Source organism: Dactylosporangium salmoneum, assembly GCF_039532525.1.
GTDB lineage: Bacteria > Actinomycetota > Actinomycetes > Mycobacteriales > Micromonosporaceae > Dactylosporangium > Dactylosporangium salmoneum.
Genome location: NZ_BAAARV010000074.1, coordinates 131,981 through 150,765 on the forward strand (window position 1 = coordinate 131,981; position 18,785 = coordinate 150,765).

Genomic DNA, 18,785 nt, shown 5'->3' on the forward strand with positions numbered 1-18,785 from the left:
CCCAGCTGTACTCGAACTCGGTGACGCTATGCGCCCGGGCCTACCTCCAGCGTGCTGAGCCCGGCGTCGCCCGGATGCCACGTGGTGGTCACGGCGACGTACCGCGCCGTGACGCCCAGCTTGACCGAGCCCAGCTGCGTGCCCGCCGCGACCGAGCCGACGTCGGTGAACGTCAGGCCGTCGTCACTGACCGACACCTTCGCCGCCGGCGCCTGCGCCCCGGTCCAGGTCAGCCTGACCGTGCCGATCGCGGCGGACCGCCCCAGATCGACAACCATGCGCCCGTCCGGTCCCGGAACCCAGGCCGTGCCTGGCTGGCCGTCAACGGCGAGGGACGGCGACGTCATGCCCTGCGGAAGCACGGACGCGGGGAAGGTCTCGGTGCCGAGCGCGAGGTCCGCGACCGGGTACGGGTGGGCGGAGGCGTACGACACCGTCTTGACCATGCCGGTCGGCGGCAGGCCGGCGCCCAGCACCTCCCCGGTCTCGAGGTTGCGCAGCAGCACCGAGCGGACGGTGCCGTGGGAGGAGACCTGGATGGTGCGCGCGTCGTTGACCACGGCGGTCAGTCCGTCCGGGGCCGTCCCTTTACCCGGCGTGACCGCGGTGGCCCGTGGGGCGAGCACGACGGCCGAGCCCGGGCGGAGCGTCACGTCCAGCACAGAGGACGTCGCCCCTACGCGCTGCGTGCCGGCGTACAGCGGAACAGCACCGCCGTCGTGCGGGATCGTGACCGCCGTGGTGACCCCGGCGCCGGAAAGGTTGAAGACGACAAGGAAGCCGTCGACCAGCGCGGCCTGCGTGGCGGGGCTCGACGTCGTCGGCTCGGGCCGCGCGGACTGCGCGGCCGTTGCGGTGGCGGCGCCCGGCACCATCTCGATCAGGCGCGGGCCCTGGCCGCCGTCGGCGAGGCGGATCACCTGCTGGGTGTCGCTCGCGCGGGCGACGGTGATCGGGGCGTTGGAGCCGCGGACGACGAACCCGCCCTTGTTCTCGACGGAGATCCAGCCGCCGCCCGACTCGAGCACGCGGTTGCCGGTCTCCCGGTGCCGCGCGACGTCTTGCCAGGTGACGCCGTCCGCCGAGGCCTGGACGATGTACTCCTCCCCCGCCGCGGCCTCCCAGCCGAGCTGCACCTGCGACAGCGCGGTGGGCCCGCCGAGGTCGACCTGGATCCACGAGTCGCCCCGGAGCCGGTCTGCCTTTGACACGGCCCAGCGCGTGGTCGGGCTGCCGTCGGTGACGGCGCTCGCGGGGAGCCCGTTCTCCACGCTCGACGCCGTCACCGGCCGCCCGGCCGCGAGGTCCGTGCCGTTGGGCGAGAACGCCCGGAAGTGGTACAGCGAGTAGCCGTACTGGGCGTTGCCCCGCACCCCCTGCATCCGCACGTATCGCGTCGTGACCGGCGCGGGTGCCGTCTGCCCGGGCGGGGTCAGGTCCAGGGTGTCGAGGCGCGCGACGTTGACGTCCGCCGGAGCGTTGCCGTAGGCCGCAGCCGTGCGCCAGGTCTGCCCATCGTCGGAGACCTGGACCAGATAACGGGCGCCGGCCGCCGACTCCCACGCGATGCGGACCGAGTCCAGCTTGGTCGGGGCTCCCAGGTCGACCTGGAGCCAGGAGTCCGGCCGGGTGCGCTCGGCGACCGAGACGGCCCAGCGGGTCGACGGGTTGCCGTCAGTAACATGGGCAGCCGTGTACCCGGTCGCGACGTCCTCGCTCGACGCCGTCGCCGGCTTACCGGCCGCGACGTCGGTGGGCGTCGCCGCACCGTCGCCGGGGCCGTACGCGTGCAGCGAGTACACGGAGTAGCCGTACTTGGCGTTGCCCTGCTGACCGAGCATGCGCACGTACCGGGCGGTGGTGGGCGCGTCGAACGTGAGGTCGTCAACGCGGGCGGCTTTCGCGTCGGCCGGGTCGGCGGGGATCTTGGCCTGCGGGGCGACCGTGGTGGTGCCCTCGGCCGTCGTGTAGCTCCGCGAGCCGTTGAGCCCGAACGCGCCGCTCATGTTGAGGTTGCGGACCGAGACGATGCCGTCGTCGGCTCCGGCGCCCGTGGAGGCGTAGACCGCCGCGCCCGTCGGCAGCGTCACCTGCCCCGCGTAGCCGGACCCGACCTGGAAGACCGACGCCGTGCCGTCGAAGCCGTCGCGCGGCTGTACGTACGTCGTGACGTCGCGGGAGGCGACCTTCGCGCTCGTCGACGGGTACAGGAACGGTGTCGTGCCCGAGACCTGGAACAGCCACGAGTCCTGACCGGGCACCCACGGGAACTTGACGTACCCGGGCTTGCTGAGGGCGGCTGCCCACGCCTTCGTGGTCTGCTGCATGACGATCCCCGCGCCCGCGCCGTGGTCGCGCACGCCCGCGGCGGCGGCGAGGGCCTGCGCGTCGGTCAGGGGCTGCACGGGCCCGGCGGCCGAGCCGGCTGCGTAGTCGTGCAGCAGGTAGGAGATCGCGATCTCCGCGCGCGCCTCGGGCTCGTACTTCGCCTCGCCGGAGAACTTCGTCAGCCGGTTCGCCGGCGCGTACGCCTGGTAGGCGGCCAGGCCTGCGGCCAGGTGCTTCTCGGCGGTCACCGCCTCGGGGCGGCGCAGGACCTGGCCGACGAACGCCAGCGGGATCACGTCGCGGCCGTAGAGGAACTCGCGGTCGGCCACCATCGGCATGAAGGGCTCGCCCTGCGCCGACATGTCCAGCTGGAGCGAGTTCCACAGCTCCGCGGAATTCGGCTGGTGCAGCAGGATCTCGGGCACGGGCTGGCCGTTGAGGATGAACTGGATGGAGTTGCGGCCGCCCGACCGCCAGATGTCCGACTGGTAGTGCGGCGCGTACGTCCCGTGATTCTCCACGAGGTAGGTGTCGCTGATGTTGTGCATCGTGTTGCTCGAGATCGGCGCTCCGCCCACCTGCGCCGGATTGTTGCGGTCCGCGGTCGGCTGCCCGGCCGCGTTGCGGCCCCAGGTGTTCAGCTGGTCGGCCCAGCGCCCCGCATCGGGGTCGTCGGGCGCCCACGCGACGCCCGGGGACAGCGCCTGCGTGTACACGCCGGACTCCTCCAGCGCCGTGTCTCCCTGGTAGGCGCCGTCGGGCCACCGCGCGTCCCAGCTGCCCGACAGCGGGTCCTGCGCGAAGTTCAGGTCGGCGGTGTACTTCGCCTGGCCTGTGGCGATGGTCTTGAGGTTCGCCTGCGTGACCGGGTCCAGGTCGTTCCACAGCAGCCGGCCCGCGTCGAGGAAGTACGACTCGAATGTCGAGTCCCAGAAGAGCTTCTTGCCCCACGTGCCGTTGGCCCGGACGAGCCGGTTGTCCGCGGCGAACTTCTTGATCGTGGCCAGCGTTTGCGCCCGCAGCACGTCCTTGCTCACGCCCGCGAGGTCGGCGTCGTAGTTGCCGTGGGTGAGCAGGACGGCGTTGCCCAGGACGACCGCAAAGTTGAAGTCCGTCAGCTGGTACGCACCCGCGGCCGGGTCCCACACCGTCTCGACCCACCGGGTGTGGCGCAGCAGTGCCCCGTAGTAGTCGGCGGCGATGGCGTCCGGGGCGCCGAAGGCGGGGGCGTCGTCAGCGACCGCTGCCGGGGCGACGAGCGCGGCGGTCACGACGAGCGCCGCGGACGCGGCGGATGTCGCAAGGGCCGAGAGCAGACGACGCATGTATTGCCCTTTCAAGTGACTGACCCGAACCCGAGCTCTTGGAGCGGGAACTCCCATTGGATGCCGATATGCAGCACGATCCGAGACCCGCTCGCCACGCTGCGCACCCCGGCATGCTGGACGATAGTCCACAAAGGACTAATGCCCTATCGACCATCTTTACCAGGAGTAGGGTTGCCCACCGCCTCGATACTCAGAAACTCAAACTCCCCAACCCTCCGTCCGATCGAAAAATCGGACGAACGATCAATGAGTTTCTCGGTTCCGATCGGACGGTGTCAAGACACTAATACGAATTAGCATGCGGTGGCGGATCATGCTGAAAAGTCCGTTCTGGGCGGCCGGCCATCGGCCATTTCCACGGCTCGTAGGCGTTACGAAACCTAGCCGTAAGCCAGATACCTGGTGACGGGCTGACGCGGACGGCCCGGTACGGCGCGCACGAAACGAGCAAGGAGTGACCGCGAGCGAGTGACTTCAGGCCAGGGACGAGCGCTCCCGCCCGTCGTTCATGCTCTGGCACAGTGGCCGTCCGCGCTACCGTGGAAGCGGCAGCCGCCGGAGGCTGCCGGGCAAGCAGTCGCCGAAACGTCGAACATCACCACTGACGGCAGGAGGAATCGGCCGTGAGCAAGATTGTGGACAAGGCGAAGGAATTCCTCGGCAAGCACGACGACAAGGTCGACGAGGGGCTGGACAAGGCCGGCGAGCAGGTCGACCGGCGCACTGATCAGAAGTACACCGATCAGGTGCAGAAGGGGGTCCAGTCGGCGAAGGAACACACCGGAGAAGGCGACACGACGAAGTAGGGCATCAGCCACCTGCAGCTAGGCTCAGGGCGCCGCCGAGCTCGCGCAGCTCGGCGGGTCCCGCCGGCCAGACGGTGCGACCGCGACGACCACCCACAGCGGCTGGGTCACGCTGGGCGCCAGCGACTGCCTGACATTCGTGCATCGTTGCCGGTCCAACTGCCTCGGGGATGCACTGTCGTGGGAGACGTCGTCGTGGACCGGGCGCCTGGTCTCGTCGGCTCGGCGGCGGTCTCCTGCCGACGGCGAGTGTTGCGGTGTAGGTGATATTGGGCAAAGCGTGAAGCCCCTGGGTTCCGGAACGTGATCTTCGCAGGCCTGTCGGACGGGCGGCCCGGCCAATACTCTGAGCCCCGTCCGCACTACCTGGGAGCGTCATGACAAGTAGGTTCACCGAGTTGACCGTTGACTGCCACGATCCGGAGAGACTCGCGGCCTTCTGGTGCGAGGTCCTGGACTTCAAGGTGATCGACCGGAGCGAGGGCAAGGTCGAGATCGGCTCGTGGGTGCCAACCGTCGAGGATGTTCGGGCCCGTCAGATGCCGCCCACCGTGCTGTTCGTCCAGGTACCTGAGGGCAAGACGGTGAAGAACCGGCTTCACCTCGACGTCAGCCCAATCGACGGCAGCACCGAGGACGAGGTGACCAGATTACTCGGCCTCGGCGCCACCAAGGCGGATGTGGGCCAGGGCTCAGACCGAAGCTGGGTGGTCATGGCAGACCCCGAGGGCAACGAGTTCGACGTCCTGCGCACCCTGGCACCGCAGACCTAGGCCACGAGCGGCGCCCGCACCTCGTCACACACCGCAACGTCACGTTGCCGAGAAGACCTCACTCATCGCAACGTTGGCGGCGGCCGCCCGGGCGCTGCTCTGTCGCCCACCGGGCAGATGGGCACTCCTTCCCGCGTTGCCGGCCGAGCGGCGCACGAGCACGCGCGGGCGCCGCCGCCTCGCCTGGTCGCCGACGGCCTCGCCTTCCGCTGCGCATAGAGTTGGCGCATCGGACGCGGATAGCGGCGCGTCCGGCGGGAGGTACTCAGCGTGATCAGCTATGGCGGGCCGCCGGCGCCCAGCTTCGCCGCCGCACCGGGCACATGGCACGCCGACCCGTTGGTGTTGGCCGCCGTGGTGGTCGTGGCAGGCGGTTACCTGATCGGTGTGTGGCGGGTCCGCCGCGCCGGTGGGCACTGGCCCGCGACGCGCACCGCCGCCTTCTTCGGCCTGGGCCTGGTCGGTCTCGCCGCGACCACGATGGGCTGGCTCGGCGTCTACGCACCGGTCCTGTTCTCGGCGTACGCGCTGCAGGTGGTCGCGCTGCTCATGGTGGTCCCGCTGCTGCTCGCTCTGGGCCGGCCGATCGGCCTGGCCAAGGCCGCCCTCGGGCCGGCGGGGTCGGCGCGGCTCGACGCGGTCCTGAACAGCCGAGCGGCCCGCCTGTTCACGGTGCCGGTGATCAGTCCGTTCCTGCTCGCCGTGATCCCGTTCCTGATCTTCTTCACGCCCTGGTACCAGGCAACGCTGCAGCATCCGCTGCTGGCTTCCGTGAGTCACCTGGCACTGCTGCTGGCCGGGCTGGCCGTCCTGGTGCCGATCTGGGAGGCCGACACCATCGCGGCACCCGTCCCGTATCTCCTGGCCCTCATGTTCGCGCTGATCGAGCTGCTCGCCGACGCCGTGCCCGGCATCGTTGTCCGGCTCGACACCCACGTGATCGCCGGCGCGTACCTCGCCGCCCTCGGCCGGCCCTGGGGCGGGAGCCTCCTGCACGACCAGCAGCTCGGCGGCGACTTCCTCTGGTGCATCGGGGAGGCCGTCGACGTCCCGTTCCTCGCCCTGCTCCTGCTGCAGTGGGTCCGGGCCGACGCCCGCGAGGCCCGGACCGTCGACGCGGCGCTGGACACCGTCGCTGCCGGCGGCAGCGGCTCGCCCGGCGCCGAGGACCCCGGCGACGGCCTCGGCCGCCCCTGGTGGGAGACGGACGCCTCGGTCTTCGGCGACCGGGCAGCCCAATTCCAGCGGCGCGAGCACGACTGAACCGACGGCGCACGACAACATCGACACCTGGGCGCCGCCGTTGCCACGTGTGGCCACGTGCTGACTAACGGACTTGCTCCTTGCCTGTCGCCCGCTGGGCGGGGTCGAGCTCGTATTCCTCGTCGATGGCGTTGTACGAGTACAGCTCCCCATAACGACCCCAGTCGGTGGCCACGTCGAGCTGTTGTGCGACTTGTTCGCTGGTGTAGTGGTGGGCGAGCAGGTCGCGGAAGAACCCGACCCGCAGAGTTCCGCCGTCGGTGCGTTGCAGGCTCGTGAGCATGGTGCGCACCAGGGGAATCTCGCTGGCGGTGGCGGCGAAGATCTCCTTGCTGGTCTGCACGTCGGCGCCGGCGAACTCGGCGCCGACGTCGGTGAGCGCCACGCCGTCGGTGTCGACGACGGCGAAGCCGAGCAGTTCCAGGGCGTCGACGAGCGGGAACAGGTCGTCGACGTCCAGGCCGAGCTCGTCGGCCAGGTCGGCGAGGTCGACCGGCTCGTCATGCATGGCCAGGATCTCGGCCAGGCCGGACAGCCCGTCGACGCTGGCCGGTGGCAGGGGCGTGTTGGCGGGGGTACGCCGCGGAGTGGGTACGGTCGGGGTGAGCTCGCGCTCGCGTCCCGTCATGGTGGCGTAGATGGTGGAGACGAGGTCGTCGAACTCCTTGCCGTCGCGGGCGCGTGGGCGGGCCAGGTCCACGCGGTATTCGGCCTTGATGATGCCGGGCCGGGAGCCGAGGACGATCACCCGGTCGGCCAGCATGACGGCCTCCTCGATGTTGTGGGTCACCACGACGATGGCCTTGGTGGGGAACTGGCCGGACGACCACAGCTCGAGTAGCTCGCCGCGCAGGTTCTCGGCGGTCAGAACGTCGAGGGCGGAGAACGGCTCGTCCATCAGCAGGACGTCCGGCTCAACGACCAGGGCCCGGGCGAAGCCGACGCGTTGGCGCATGCCGCCGGACAGTTCCTTGGGGTAGGCGGACTCGAACCCGTCCAGGCCGATGAGGTCGATGGCCTTCAGCGCGGCTTGGGCGCGTTCGGCCGCGGGCATGCCGCGTGCTTCCAGACCGAGTTCGACGTTCTGCTGGACGGTCAGCCAGGGCAGCAGGGCGAAGGTCTGGAAGACCATGGCGGTACCGGGGTTGGAGCCCGTCAGCATGGCGCCCTGGTAACTGACCGCGCCCGCGCTCGGCGGGATGAGGCCGGCCAGGCAGCGCAGCAGCGTGGACTTGCCCGAGCCGGACCGGCCGAGCAGGCCGACGATCTCGCCTTCGCGGATCTGCAGGTCGATGCCGGCGAGCACCGGCAGTTCCCCGTCGGCCCCGGCGTAGGACTTGGTCAGCCGGTCGGTGGCCAGCAGCACTTCGTTCGTCTTCTGCATCGTCATGGTGGTCGCGTCCTTCAACAGTCTGCAGCTTCAAGTCTTGGGGGGGTGGGCCGGCGCGGTCTAGGCCAGCGAGTAACGGGATTCGGCAAGCCGGTACAGCCGGCGCCAGAACAGCCGGTTCAGCCCGACCACGTACAGCGACATCACGGCGATCCCGGCGATGAGCTGCGGGTAGTTGCCGGCTTCGGTGGCGTGGGCGATGTACGCGCCGAGGCCGTGTGCGGTGAGGGTGGTGCCGCCGAAGCCGACGACCTCGGCGACGATGCTGGCGTTCCAGGCGCCGCCGGAGGCGGTGATGCCGCCGGTCACGTAGTAGGGGAAGATCGCCGGGATGATCAGCCGGCGCCAGCGCTGCCAGCCGTGCACGCCCAGGTTGTCGGTGGCCTCGCGCAGGTCGGTCGGGATGGCCATGGCCCCGGCGATCGAGTTGAACAGGATGTACCACTGCGCGCCCAGGCCCATGAGCAGGATGCCGCCGATGTCGATGGACAGGCTGGTCCTGACGAACAGCCAGGTGGCGAGGGGGAACAGGAAGTTCGCCGGGAACGAGGCGAGGACCTGCACGACGGGCTGAGCGATGCGGGCCAGCCGCGGGCTTGACCCGATGCGGACGCCGATCGGCACCCAGACGACCGTGGCGATCGCGACGAGGACGATCACCCGGCCGAAGGTGAGCAGGCCGAGCAGGAGCGGCTCCAGGAACACGCCGAGTCCGGTGGTGGTGTGCAGGTAGCGCAGCAGGCTGTACAGGCCCCAGCCGATCAACGCGATCGTCGCGGCGGCGAAGCCGATGTCGCCGGCACGGCGGCGGGTGTCGCTGACCCGCAGTGGCCGGTCGTCGGTGCCGAAGACGCGCCCGGCCCGCCCGAGCCAGCCGGTGATCGTGCGCCTGGCCGGGGCGAGGATCTGCGGCCAGTGCGAGTGGCGCAGGAAGTCCAGTACCACGGAACGCTGGATCTCGGTGGCCTCGGACTGCTCCTGCTTGAACTTCTCCGCCCAGGCGGTCATGGGCCGCCAGAAGAAGAAGTTGACGCCGATCACCATGATCGCCATGGCGAGGATGGCCAGGAACACGTCGCGCAGGTTGCCCCGCACAATCGCCGCCCCCGCGTAGGCGCCCACACCGGGCAGGGCGTACTCGGAGTTGGCCACGGTGACCGCCTCGGAGGCGACGAGGAAGAACCACCCACCGCCGAACGACATCATGCCGTTCCAGGTCAGGCCGATGGCACCGTTGGGGACTTCGATCTTCCAGAAGCGCATCCACCGAGTCAGGCGCAGGCTGCGCGACAGCTCGTCGAGCTCGCGCGGGAGCGTGATCAGCGAGTGGTAGAAGCTGAACGTCATGTTCCACGCCTGGGACGTGAAGATCGCGAAGATCGAGGCGAGCTCCAGGCCGATGAACGAGTGCGGGAACAGGGCGATGAACGCGCCGATCGCGACGGTGAGGAAGGCCAGCACCGGCACCGACTGCAGGATGTCCAGCGCGGGGATGAGGATCTTCTCCAGCCGCCGCGACCGGGCCGCCGCATACGCGTAGACGAACGTGAAGACAGTCGAGGCGCCGAGCGCGACGAACATGCGCAGCAGGCTCCGGCCGGCGTAGTACGGCAGCCGGGCGGGGTTGGTGTCGACAGCGACGTGCTCGGGAGTGAACGACACCGTGGTGCCCTCGGCGACCCGGAACACCACGTAGAACAGCACCAGCACCGCGGCGGCGACGACCCAGTCGACCCAGCCGAACCGGGTGCGCAGCCACGGCAGCGTCGACGCCGCGCGTGGTACGCGCTTCATGGACAGCATGAACAGCCCCCTATGGGGAGGATTTCCGACACGGGAACCGCCCGGAGGCGGTGAAATCAGGCAGCCCGCCCGACCAACACGCAATGCGACGACATGACGGCGCAAGGACGCGCAGACACGTCAGATCGAGGGCATCCCCGGCGGCTCGCCGAACGTCAGACGGCGCTTCCCGGCCGGGGACGACGACTGGAGGGAGGATCACAACTCCGCATGCCCAGTCACCTCCTCCAGCCGGTCCAGTAGGGGCCGTCATGAGTGTGCCACCTATTTGCGTCCCTGCGCAATTACGGGTTATCTCACAGCACCCACCGCGGTAGGCCGAGCGCGTCCTGTCACCCCAGCAGAACCGAAGGTAACGGCCAGGAAGAGCGTGACGGCAGGGGGCCGATGCGTGCCATGTTGGCTGGCGGCGGGTCAGCCGCTAGGTTTGTTGCGTGGTGGCGCAAGAACAGTTCGGGCCGATGATGGACGTCCTGCGGGCACTGGCCGAGCCGACCCGACTGCGATTGGTCTGGGCACTGTCGACGCGTGAGTACTCGGTCAGTGAGCTGGCCGAGCTGGTTGACGCCCACGTGGCGGCGGTGTCCCAGCACCTGGCGAAGCTGCGGGAGGCCGGCATGGTCGACTCCCGCCGTGACGGCACCCGGATCTTCTACCGCGCCGCCACGCCGCACCTGGCGGATCTCCTGGACCAGCTCGTCGTGGTGGGCGGGCACGTGTCAGGCGAGCTGGATCTACCGCGGCCAACGGCGTCGGCGACACCGATCACAACCACGGCGGCAGCCGCAGTGCGACGAACCGCAGCGTCGCGGGCGCGGCCCGCCAGAAGCCGCCCGCGCGCCGCCGAGACGTGACAGGTTCGGATCGGCCGGGTTTGGCTGATCATTCGGTACATCACCCGCCACAACAGTGCGGACGGACGTCCACGCCATCGTGGCCCTGCCCGCAGCGCGCAGGCACGGCGGTGCACCGCGTGCACCATCAGCAGGGCGCTTCCGAGCGGGGCCGGGCCGGCGCCGAGCCAGGGCCAGGTGCCGGGGCGTACGCCGCCGCGGGTGTGCCGCAGAGCAGCGGCAGGACGGCCAGAGCGGCGAGCAGCCCCAGCGCGCCGTGCCGGGCCGGCGCGGTGCCGACCGGCCAGGCGGTCGTGGCGACACGCTGGTGCATGCGCGCAGTCTTGCAGACCGTGCCGAAGGGTGATGCGCCGTAGCGGGGCCATCACCCGGCGCCTTGCGCGGGCCGGCCGTCGCAGCGCCACCGCTGCTGTCCGTCACCCCGGCCGAGATTCTGCGCGCCGCCGCACGAACCTGTTCCCGGCGCTCGTTTGGCTCGCCCTGGAACGGGCAGCCGGGAAGTGGTGAGGCAGGAGGTTGTCATCATGCCAGCGCACGAGGACATGCCCAGCGCACACAGGCGGGGTCCAGCGATACCAAGGCGGTCGGCCCCACCCGTTGAAGTTCGGGGCCGGTGGCCCTGCAAGCGCTCCGGACGCCCCAACAACTCTTCGATCACTTAGGGGTACGTCATGTTCATCCTCGGCGTCATCCTGCTCCTGCTCGGCGTGTTCCTGGACATCACAATCCTGACGACCATCGGGATCATCCTGCTCGTGATCGGGGCGGTGCTGTTCCTGCTCGGCTCCATCGGACGACCCATCGCCGGGAGACGCCACTACTGGTGACGGTGCGGTCGGCGGACGTCAGCCGCTCAAGCCAGCGGACACCATCTGCATGACAGCGGTATCGAGGAGGTGTGCTCATGAGCACGGTCACTGACACCATCGAGGTCCACGTCCCGGTACGCACAGCGTACGACCAGTGGACGCAGTTCGAGTCGTTCCCGCAGTTCATGAGCGGCGTCGAGTCGATCAGACAGCTCGACGACCGCCGCACGCACTGGGTGACCAAGATTGCCGGGGTCCGCCGCGAGTTCGACGCCGAGATCACCGAACAGCGCCCCGATCAGCGCATCGCGTGGCGCAGCACCAGCGGCGAGTCCAAGCATGCCGGTGTCGTCAGCTTCCAGCCCCTCGACGAGCAGAACACCCGCGTCACCGTCGAGCTGGACTGGCAGCCCGAGGGCATCGTCGAGAAGGCCGGCAGCGCCGTTGGCATCGACGAACGGCAGGTGAAGGCCGACACCAAGCGGTTCAAGGAGTTCATCGAACAGCGCGGCGGCGCCACCGGCGAGTGGCGCAGTGAGGTCCCGGGCAGTTCAGGCACGACACGTACCCCAGGCGCCACAGGCACTCCAGGCACCCCACGTCCTCCGGGTGTTCCGCGCCGCCCGGACGTGGGCAGGTAGGCCCGCGCGCGGAGGGGCCGGTGGATGTTCTCCACCGGCCCCTTTTGCCTACAGCTCGAAGGACGTACCGTCCGCGGGGACCTCGGCGGCCAACCGGAGCGCGGTCCCTGGCACCGCGACCGGGTTGGTGTTGTTGAGATGGGTGTACATGTACCGCGTTTCGGTCCGGCGTGGCAGCAGCGGCTCGGAGACCTCGATCGGCAGGTGGCCCATCGAGGTCGCGGTGCCGCCCCCGCCCGTGCAGCGGCGCAGCTCGTCCTCGTGCAGGAATGTGCCGTCGAGGATGACGCAGCCCGCGTCCGCGATCAGCTCCGCGAACGCAGGGGACCAGGCCGGCAGGCAGGGGGCGTAGACGAGGACGCCTCCGGTGCGCGGGTCGCTCATGCGATATGCCAGCACCCAGTCGTCGCCGGGTAGGCCCTCGGCGTACCGCGGTCGCTTCGAACCGACGGTCAGCGCTTGTGCGCGCAGGCCGCCGTCCAGGTCGATGGCGGCGCCCGGCTCGATGGCCGTGCAGTGCAGGGTGGTGTACTGCGCCAGGATCGGCTGCATCGGGAAGGGCCCGGCAAGTGCGTTGAGCACGCAGCCGCTGCCGTACAGCGTCAGCGCGCTCGCCTCGCGCAGCGTCAGCAGCCCCAGGGTGTGGTCGAGCTCGGCCGTTGACAGCAACACGCCCCGCAGCGGTGTGTCCCGCCGGCCCGGGCCAGGCGCCAGCTCGGGTGTGGCGGCAAGCTGCGTGCGCAGGTCGGGCGATGCGTTGAGCAGGAACCACGCGCGGCTGTCGCCACTGACCGCCACGCAGTCCTGGGTGCGGTTCACGCCGGCGGCGCGGGCGCGGGCGCAGCCGTCGCAGGCGCAGTTCCACTGCGGCACGCCGCCGCCCGCGGCGGTGCCGAGCAGCCGGACCCGCATGAGCTCAGGCCATTCGCCGCGGCACCGGGGCCGCCGCCGCGGTGCCGGCCGCCGCCGTGATGCGGGTCAGCCGCTCGTGGTGCGGGGACAGGCCGCAGGCGGGGTCGGTCGCCGCCGGATCGCCGGTCACCTGGTACGCCTGGCAGCGGCAGCCGCCGAAGTCGATCTCGCGCAGCGCGCAGGAGCGGCACGGGTCGGGCATCCAGCCGGTACCGCGGAACCGGTTGAAGGACGGTGAGGAGTACCAGATGTCGCCGAGCGGGCGTGCGCGGACGTTCTCGATGCCAAGGTCCGGTAGCTGCGCGGCGGCGAGGCAGGGCAGCGCGTCGCCGTTGGGCGCCACGACGAGCTGGCGGGCGCCCCAGCCGGACATGCACGGCTTCGGGCGGTCGGCGTGGTAGTCGGCCGCCACGTACACGAGCTCCAGCGCGTCGCCGTACCGCGCGTGCGCCGTCTCCGCGTCCCGCTGTGCGGTCGCGACCTGCTCCGGGGTCGGCATCAGCGCGGCCCGGTTGCGCAGCCCCCAGCCGTAGAACTGGGTGTGTGCGAGCTCCAGCCGGTCGGCGCCCAGGCCGACGGCCAACTCGGCGATCGCGAGCAGCCGGCCGACGTTGGCGCGGTGCAGGACCACGTTGACGGTGAGCGGCAGCCCGTATGCTCGCGCCTGGCGGGCCACGGCCAGCTTCCGGTCGTGCGCCGGCATCCCGGCGACCTCATCCGCCGCCGCCGGTTCGGCGTCCTGGATCGACAGCTGCAGGTGCTCCAGCCCCGCGCCGGCCAGCGCCGCCAGCCTGGCCTCGGAGAGCGGGATGCCGCTCGTGACGAGGTTGCTGTACATCCCGAGCGTGCGGGCGTGGGCGACGAGGTCCACCAGATCGGGGCGCAGCATCGGTTCTCCGCCGGAGAAATGTACCTGCAGCACGCCGAGGTCGCGGGCCTCGTCGAGCACCCGAAGCCAATCGGCGGTGCCGAGCTCGTCACGGTACGCCGACAGCTCGACCGGGTTCGAGCAGTACGTGCAGTGCAGCGGGCACCGGTAGGTCAGCTCGGCGAGCAGCCCGAGCGGCGCCGGGTCGCGGGGCGACGGGCCGGGATCCTCACCCGCGGCGTCGAAGCCGACGGTCCCGGCCGGGCGGCCGGTGCCGTCCAGCGCGACCAGCCGACGGTCCGCCAGGTCGCCGAGGAGCGCGCTGACCTCTTCGACGGACACGCCGTCGTAGTCGCGCGCGAGGTCGCCGGCAATGTCACCAGCCGTGCGCACGCCATCGCACCGGGCCACGATCTGCCCGGCCGTCTCATTGAGCAACAGGACACCCTCGGGGTACAGCAAGGCCGGCCGGGCGCGGACCCGGTCGTATGCGAGCCGTACCCCGGCGCTCAGGCCGGCGCCGCTCACCGGCGCATCCCCGCGTAGTCGACGGCGTCGAGGATCGCCCGCAGCACGTCGCACTTGAACGACAGGGCCGCGACGGCGGCGTCCTGCTGCTCCCGGGTGCGGCAATGGTCGAGCACGAGCGAGAGGGTGTACTGGCTGTCGCGCCGCACGACCGGGATGCGGTTCTCGAAGTATGCGAAGCCGTAGGGTTTGATCCAGTCGTAGTGTCGCTGCCAGGCGCGGATCCGGTCCGCCATCAGATCCGGCGAGAAGAGCTCGGTCAGCGCGGCCGCGGCGCCCTCGGTCCACGGCCTCGTGCGGCAGAAGTTCACGTAGCCGTCGACGGCGAACCGGACCCCGGGCAGCACCCGGCGTTCGTCGCGGACCTCGGCGGGGTCGAGCCCCACCGCCTCGGCGAGGACGAGCCAGTCCTGCAGCCCGCCCGCGCCGTCGCTGCTGCCGTCCTGGAAGGCGATGCGCTCGACCCAGCGCCGGCGCACCTCCGGAAGCGGGCAGCTGGCGATGATGGCGGCGTTCTTCTGGGACAGGCAGCGCTGGTAGTACCAGCGGTTGGCCACCCAGGCACGGACCTCGTCCGGCGAGCAGCCTCCGGCGTGCAGGCGGACGTGGAACGGGTGCTTGTCCCAGTAGCGCGCCGAGAGCCCCCGCAGCGTCGCGGCGAGATCCTCGCGACTCAGCGGGTGTTCGTCAGCCACGGATCGCCGGCTCCGGAGTACGCGGTGATCTCGGGTCGGGTCTCCAGGCACTCGACGCGCGGCGGGGTCCAGCTCCGCCGGGCCGGCGCCGCGGGCGGGGTCTGATACTTTGCGGCCGGCATGGCCTCACCTCCGATGTGTCATTTCGGATCCGCGATACGTCAAGGCGGCTGAAGAGCAGCGCAGCTCAGCGAAAGTCGCCGCCGCCTCACGAGCGTGTCCACTACCCGCGGTGGCGGCCGGCATGCGCGGCCGGCGACGATCTGCCGGGCCGCGCGCCAGGTGAAATCGGCAAACGGCGCACGCCGGCGTTGCTTCGAGAGCGGATGCGCTGGCAAGTGGCAACGCCTGCACGAGGTGCCTCCGGCCTCGGTGTTCACCGCTGGGTGGTTGAGCAGGTCAGGAGTCCTGGTGCGCGAGCGCGGCCTGCTCGACCCGCTCCCGGTAGACGGTGCCGCCAGTCAATTCGAGGCACGAGCGGCGGCCAAAGTCATGACGGCTGAGCGTCCCCTCTGCCGAGGATGGGCGGGTGCCGGCTGCCTTGACGACTGATCGCGCACGGACGGCGGCTCGCAGCGCCGACAACCAATCGTGGCCGACGACCCGCTCCACCCTCTGAAGCCGTCCCTGACGCGATACGTTCGGGGTCGTGACCATCGTCTTCGCCGACCGAGGCATGCACCTCGGTGTCCTGGGCGCCCTACTGGACGTCGGCGGCATCGCCGCCACCGATCTCACGACCATCATCGACTCGACCGGACCGGACGGCCCGGACGACGGCTATCCGGGCCCCGGCCCGCGCCTGGCGGCATCGCTGAACCTCCTGCACGCCTTCGCCGTGCCGCCAGCCCTCGCGGCGGCGGTCGACCGGCTGGACTTCGACGGCGGCAACGAGATCTACATGCTCATCGAGCAGACCCTGGACATCGACACCGGCGGCGAGTCCGACGACTACAACGTGACGTCGCTGGAGGGCATCCACGCACTGTCGGGCCTGCGGTCATTGAACCTCGACGGCCACGGCTACCACCCGGCGCCGCTGGACCTGACTCCGCTGACGGGCCACCCGACGCTCGCGAAGCTGCTCCTCACCGGCGACTGCACAACGGCCGGGGCACTGGAGTCACTGCCGGCGCTGCGCGACCTGGACGTCACCCTGGCCCGCCTCGACGACCCTGCCGCGTTGACCCGCATGGAGGCCCGCGGCGTGACGATCCGCTATCCCAGACGCCGTTGAGCACAGCCGCCCGCGCCGGCGATCGGCACATCGCAGTCCCCCACCGCGGCATGAGCGTAAGGTGATCTTGGCTAGGTTGATGTCGACCGGACTTGTCGTATCCGGGCAGTGCTGTTCGTAGCCGGGGTGAGGGGCCGCCCACGAGGGCGGGCGCCGTCACGACTTCAGGAGATGCCGACCGATGCAGCACGCACAAGCCAAGGTCCACCGCATGTTCGAGCTCGTCGAGCCGATCGCCACCGTCACCTTCTCGGAGGTGCCGAACGAGGCGTTCCTGGCCCTCGGCATGCGCAACTACTGGGACGGATACTTCGCGGGACGGGCCGCGCCCCTGGGGCTGGCACCGGCCGAGGTGGTGCACGCGGTCTTCTACAACTTCGCCGACGGCGAGGTGGCGCGCCACATCCCGTGGGTGTGGGGGAAGACCACCCCGCAGGAGGCGATCGCCGTGCGCGAGCGGAGCAGCGCCGCCGCGCTGCAGCAGATGATCGGGGAGCTCGCCGACTCCCCCGGGCTGGTGCGGGTCGCCGATCTCGCTACCCGAGCAGCGGTCAGCGCGCCGACTGAGGGTCGCGTGCTGTACGCCGGGCTCCGGGCGCTCGACGTGCCCGAGGAGCCGGTGGCCAGGCTCTGGCACGCGGCGACGCTGCTGCGGGAGCATCGCGGGGACGGCCACAACGCCGCCCTGGTCGCCCACGGCATCGGCGGCACCGAGGCCCACGTCCTGCTCGCGCTCTCCCTCGGAATGCGGGCGGAGGAGTTCGGCCGAGTCCACCACCTGCCCAAGGCGCAGCTGGCCGCTGTCGTTGACGGGCTGCGCGGCCGCGGCCTCGTGGACGCCGCCGGAGGGTTCACCGACGCCGGCCGAGAGACCAAGGAGCGGATCGAGGCCCTCACCGACGAGCTGGCGGCGCCGGCGTACGACGTGCTCAGCACGAACGAACTCGACGAGCTGATCGCAAGGCTCGAGCCGATCGCCGCCGCGGTGAAGGCCGCCGACGACTGAGTGGGCGCATCAGGCGACGGCCACGACCCCAGCGCTTTGTCGGCGGCATGAGAGTGCCCAGTATCGGCCCTCGAGGCAGCGAAGCGGAGCGCCTGGATGCCGGGCGACGTCGCGCGAGGGAGCGAGGACTCAGCGGGCGGGCAGCGGCTCGGACGACGGCCGCCACTCTCGTCTGATCAGCCCGTAGACCCACGAGTCAGAGACCTCGCCGTTCACGACGCAGTCTTCCCGCAACGTCCCTTCACGCACGAACCCGAGCTTCTCCAGCACGCGGGCAGATGCCACGTTGCGCGTATCGGTCTCAGCCTGGACGCGATTCAGGTCCAGCGTGTCGAAAGCCCACCGCAGCAACGCGCGCGCGGCCTCCGTCGCGTAGCCGTGGCCCCACGCTGCATCGTCGAAGCAGTAGCCCAGCGATGCGCTGCGGTAGTCCGGATTCCATCGGCTCAGGCCGCACCAGCCGATGAACGCCCCGCCGGAGCCACGATCCACGGCCAGCCGCGCCCCGGTGCCCCCCTCTGCCATCTGCCGGCAAGCCGTGATGAACCGCTCAGCGCGCCCGCGTTCGCGCCACGGCGGCGCGTCCCAGTAGCGCAGTACGTAGGCGTTGCTGTGCAGCGCGAAGAGGTCGTTCGCATCCGCGTCGTCGAAGGGACGCAGTCGAAGACGAGCGGTGTGCAGCGTGGGGGTGGGCAGCGACTTGGGCGTCATGTTCCCTCCTGCGATTGGTGGCCGATCAACCAGACATCCGGTGCCGGCCACTCGCAATGGGTTTCTCGCGGGCGGACGGAACGACGTGCTCGCTCATCGGCAGGACAAGAAGCCTCAGCCTCGCCGTGCCAGTCACCGTCTGTGACGAGCGCTGGCCAGCCGCCGCACACCTCTGCCTCCAGCCCCCGCCTCGCAAGCGGTGCGTACCTCCGCTGGTCTAGGGTCCCTGGGGTGGTTCTGAGCGCGCAGGACGTTGTAGGCGTAATCGAGTCGGACCCGGGAGCGATGAGCGTCCTTCGGGCTACGGCCGACCTTGGATTACCGGACTGGTGGATCGGTGCCGGCTTCGTACGCAACCGCGTCTGGGACGCGATCAGCAACCTCCCGGCCTCGCCGGAGCGCGACGTGGATGTCGCCTACTTTGACCCGCAGAAGCTGGACCCGCGCGAGGACGCACGCGCCGAAGCCCGAGCCATGGTGGCCCTGCCTGGGGTGCCGTGGGAGATTCGTAACCAAGCACGGATGCATCTGCGCAATGGCGATGAGCCCTACACGTCCGCCCTGGACGCGATCTCGCGCTGGCCCGAAACGGCAACGTGCGTCGCGGTTACGCTGCGGGGTGACGCTGTTCGCCTGGTGACCTGCCATGGGCTGGCGGACCTTGTGGGAATGGTTGTCCGCCCTTCTCCAGCCTTCAACAACGCAGCGGGCCGCGCGAAGGTACAGCGCCGCGTGGAGGCCAAGGGATGGCTCGACCGCTGGGCCGGACTGCGGCTGGAGATCTAACGCTCACGTCAAGCGAAGGGAACCCAGCCCGACAGGACGTCCTCTTC

At 70.4% G+C, this 18,785-nt stretch carries 18 protein-coding genes and 1 pseudogene; 9 read left to right on the top strand and 10 right to left on the bottom strand.

Annotated elements, in window-relative coordinates:
- Nucleotides 1–26: 26 nt before the first annotated feature.
- Nucleotides 27–3,653, bottom strand: coding sequence for a discoidin domain-containing protein (locus tag ABD352_RS38260; RefSeq protein ID WP_344617449.1), 3,627 nt, complete (start codon nt 3,651–3,653; stop codon nt 27–29).
- A 626-nt stretch (nt 3,654–4,279) separates the two neighbouring features.
- Here ABD352_RS38260 and ABD352_RS38265 point away from each other — a divergent pair.
- From ABD352_RS38265 to ABD352_RS38275, 3 genes are all read left to right on the top strand, one after another.
- Nucleotides 4,280–4,462 (top strand): antitoxin, encoded by a 183-nt coding sequence (locus tag ABD352_RS38265; RefSeq protein WP_344617450.1) that lies wholly within the window; start codon nt 4,280–4,282, stop codon nt 4,460–4,462.
- A gap of 377 nt (nt 4,463–4,839) precedes the next feature.
- Nucleotides 4,840–5,235, top strand: a complete 396-nt coding sequence (locus tag ABD352_RS38270; protein WP_344617451.1) for a VOC family protein — start codon at nt 4,840–4,842, stop codon at nt 5,233–5,235.
- A 270-nt stretch (nt 5,236–5,505) separates the two neighbouring features.
- The gene (locus ABD352_RS38275) at nt 5,506–6,498 is read left to right on the top strand and encodes a cytochrome c oxidase assembly protein (RefSeq protein WP_344617452.1); all 993 of its coding nucleotides are present in this window, start codon (nt 5,506–5,508) and stop codon (nt 6,496–6,498) included.
- Nucleotides 6,499–6,562: 64 nt separating this feature from the next.
- On the opposite strand, the gene ABD352_RS38280 is transcribed toward ABD352_RS38275, so the two are convergent.
- On the bottom strand, nt 6,563–7,888 hold the full coding sequence (locus ABD352_RS38280) for an ABC transporter ATP-binding protein (protein ID WP_344617453.1): 1,326 nt from the start codon (nt 7,886–7,888) through the stop codon (nt 6,563–6,565).
- A gap of 60 nt (nt 7,889–7,948) precedes the next feature.
- The gene (locus ABD352_RS38285; protein WP_344617454.1) at nt 7,949–9,682 is read right to left on the bottom strand and encodes an ABC transporter permease; all 1,734 of its coding nucleotides are present in this window, start codon (nt 9,680–9,682) and stop codon (nt 7,949–7,951) included.
- A 443-nt stretch (nt 9,683–10,125) separates the two neighbouring features.
- Between ABD352_RS38285 and ABD352_RS38290 the strand changes: the two genes are divergently transcribed.
- A complete protein-coding gene (locus tag ABD352_RS38290) occupies nt 10,126–10,545 on the top strand; it encodes an ArsR/SmtB family transcription factor (RefSeq protein WP_344617455.1) in 420 nt (139 codons plus the stop codon).
- Between the two features lie 127 nt (nt 10,546–10,672).
- Here ABD352_RS38290 and ABD352_RS38295 read toward each other — a convergent pair whose 3' ends face one another.
- The gene (locus tag ABD352_RS38295) at nt 10,673–10,858 is read right to left on the bottom strand and encodes a hypothetical protein (protein ID WP_344617456.1); all 186 of its coding nucleotides are present in this window, start codon (nt 10,856–10,858) and stop codon (nt 10,673–10,675) included.
- A 358-nt stretch (nt 10,859–11,216) separates the two neighbouring features.
- Between ABD352_RS38295 and ABD352_RS38300 the strand changes: the two genes are divergently transcribed.
- On the top strand, nt 11,217–11,372 hold the full coding sequence (locus ABD352_RS38300) for a DUF6131 family protein (RefSeq protein WP_344617457.1): 156 nt from the start codon (nt 11,217–11,219) through the stop codon (nt 11,370–11,372).
- Between the two features lie 77 nt (nt 11,373–11,449).
- Nucleotides 11,450–11,896, top strand: a pseudogene (locus ABD352_RS38305) (SRPBCC family protein); the annotation flags it as partial.
- Nucleotides 11,897–12,043: 147 nt separating this feature from the next.
- Here the strand turns inward: ABD352_RS38305 and pqqB are convergent.
- From pqqB to ABD352_RS38330, 5 genes are all read right to left on the bottom strand, one after another.
- Nucleotides 12,044–12,907 (bottom strand): pyrroloquinoline quinone biosynthesis protein PqqB, encoded by an 864-nt coding sequence (gene pqqB, locus ABD352_RS38310; RefSeq protein ID WP_344617458.1) that lies wholly within the window; start codon nt 12,905–12,907, stop codon nt 12,044–12,046.
- 4 nt (nt 12,908–12,911) lie between these two features.
- Nucleotides 12,912–14,303: a pyrroloquinoline quinone biosynthesis protein PqqE gene (gene pqqE, locus ABD352_RS38315; RefSeq protein ID WP_344617459.1), complete on the bottom strand. Its 1,392-nt coding sequence runs from the start codon at nt 14,301–14,303 to the stop codon at nt 12,912–12,914.
- Nucleotides 14,300–14,998, bottom strand: a complete 699-nt coding sequence (gene pqqC, locus ABD352_RS38320) for a pyrroloquinoline-quinone synthase PqqC (protein ID WP_344617460.1) — start codon at nt 14,996–14,998, stop codon at nt 14,300–14,302. Before pqqC ends, pqqE begins: the two co-directional genes overlap by 4 nt.
- Nucleotides 14,977–15,120, bottom strand: coding sequence for a hypothetical protein (locus ABD352_RS38325; protein ID WP_344617461.1), 144 nt, complete (start codon nt 15,118–15,120; stop codon nt 14,977–14,979). Before ABD352_RS38325 ends, pqqC begins: the two co-directional genes overlap by 22 nt.
- Nucleotides 15,121–15,397: 277 nt before the next feature.
- Entirely contained in the window at nt 15,398–15,610 is a 213-nt protein-coding gene (locus tag ABD352_RS38330) for a hypothetical protein (RefSeq protein ID WP_344617462.1), read from the bottom strand.
- 37 nt (nt 15,611–15,647) lie between these two features.
- On the opposite strand from ABD352_RS38330, the gene ABD352_RS38335 reads away from it, so the two are divergent.
- Both ABD352_RS38335 and ABD352_RS38340 read left to right on the top strand, forming a co-directional pair.
- The gene (locus ABD352_RS38335) at nt 15,648–16,235 is read left to right on the top strand and encodes a DUF6892 domain-containing protein (RefSeq protein ID WP_344617463.1); all 588 of its coding nucleotides are present in this window, start codon (nt 15,648–15,650) and stop codon (nt 16,233–16,235) included.
- 181 nt (nt 16,236–16,416) lie between these two features.
- Nucleotides 16,417–17,241: an SCO6745 family protein gene (locus ABD352_RS38340; protein WP_344617464.1), complete on the top strand. Its 825-nt coding sequence runs from the start codon at nt 16,417–16,419 to the stop codon at nt 17,239–17,241.
- 129 nt (nt 17,242–17,370) lie between these two features.
- Here the strand turns inward: ABD352_RS38340 and ABD352_RS38345 are convergent, their stop codons facing one another.
- Nucleotides 17,371–17,952 (bottom strand): GNAT family N-acetyltransferase, encoded by a 582-nt coding sequence (locus ABD352_RS38345; RefSeq protein ID WP_344617465.1) that lies wholly within the window; start codon nt 17,950–17,952, stop codon nt 17,371–17,373.
- A 231-nt stretch (nt 17,953–18,183) separates the two neighbouring features.
- Between ABD352_RS38345 and ABD352_RS38350 the strand changes: the two genes are divergently transcribed.
- Complete coding sequence (locus tag ABD352_RS38350; RefSeq protein ID WP_344617466.1) at nt 18,184–18,738, top strand: nucleotidyltransferase family protein; 555 nt, start codon at nt 18,184–18,186, stop codon at nt 18,736–18,738.
- Nucleotides 18,739–18,785: the final 47 nt, after the last annotated feature.

What these genes read in the sequence shown, in the direction of transcription:
- ABD352_RS38280 (WP_344617453.1), bottom strand. Translation starts at nt 7,888, where the DNA reads ATGACGATGCAGAAGACGAACGAAGTGCTGCTGGCCACCGACCGGCTG.
- ABD352_RS38345 (WP_344617465.1), bottom strand. Translation starts at nt 17,952, where the DNA reads ATGACGCCCAAGTCGCTGCCCACCCCCACGCTGCACACCGCTCGTCTT.
- pqqB (WP_344617458.1), bottom strand. Translation starts at nt 12,907, where the DNA reads ATGCGGGTCCGGCTGCTCGGCACCGCCGCGGGCGGCGGCGTGCCGCAG.
- ABD352_RS38285 (WP_344617454.1), bottom strand. Translation starts at nt 9,682, where the DNA reads ATGAAGCGCGTACCACGCGCGGCGTCGACGCTGCCGTGGCTGCGCACC.
- ABD352_RS38270 (WP_344617451.1), top strand. Translation starts at nt 4,840, where the DNA reads ATGACAAGTAGGTTCACCGAGTTGACCGTTGACTGCCACGATCCGGAG.
- ABD352_RS38295 (WP_344617456.1), bottom strand. Translation starts at nt 10,858, where the DNA reads ATGCACCAGCGTGTCGCCACGACCGCCTGGCCGGTCGGCACCGCGCCG.
- ABD352_RS38300 (WP_344617457.1), top strand. Translation starts at nt 11,217, where the DNA reads ATGTTCATCCTCGGCGTCATCCTGCTCCTGCTCGGCGTGTTCCTGGAC.
- ABD352_RS38325 (WP_344617461.1), bottom strand. Translation starts at nt 15,120, where the DNA reads ATGCCGGCCGCAAAGTATCAGACCCCGCCCGCGGCGCCGGCCCGGCGG.
- ABD352_RS38260 (WP_344617449.1), bottom strand. Translation starts at nt 3,653, where the DNA reads ATGCGTCGTCTGCTCTCGGCCCTTGCGACATCCGCCGCGTCCGCGGCG.
- ABD352_RS38340 (WP_344617464.1), top strand. Translation starts at nt 16,417, where the DNA reads ATGCAGCACGCACAAGCCAAGGTCCACCGCATGTTCGAGCTCGTCGAG.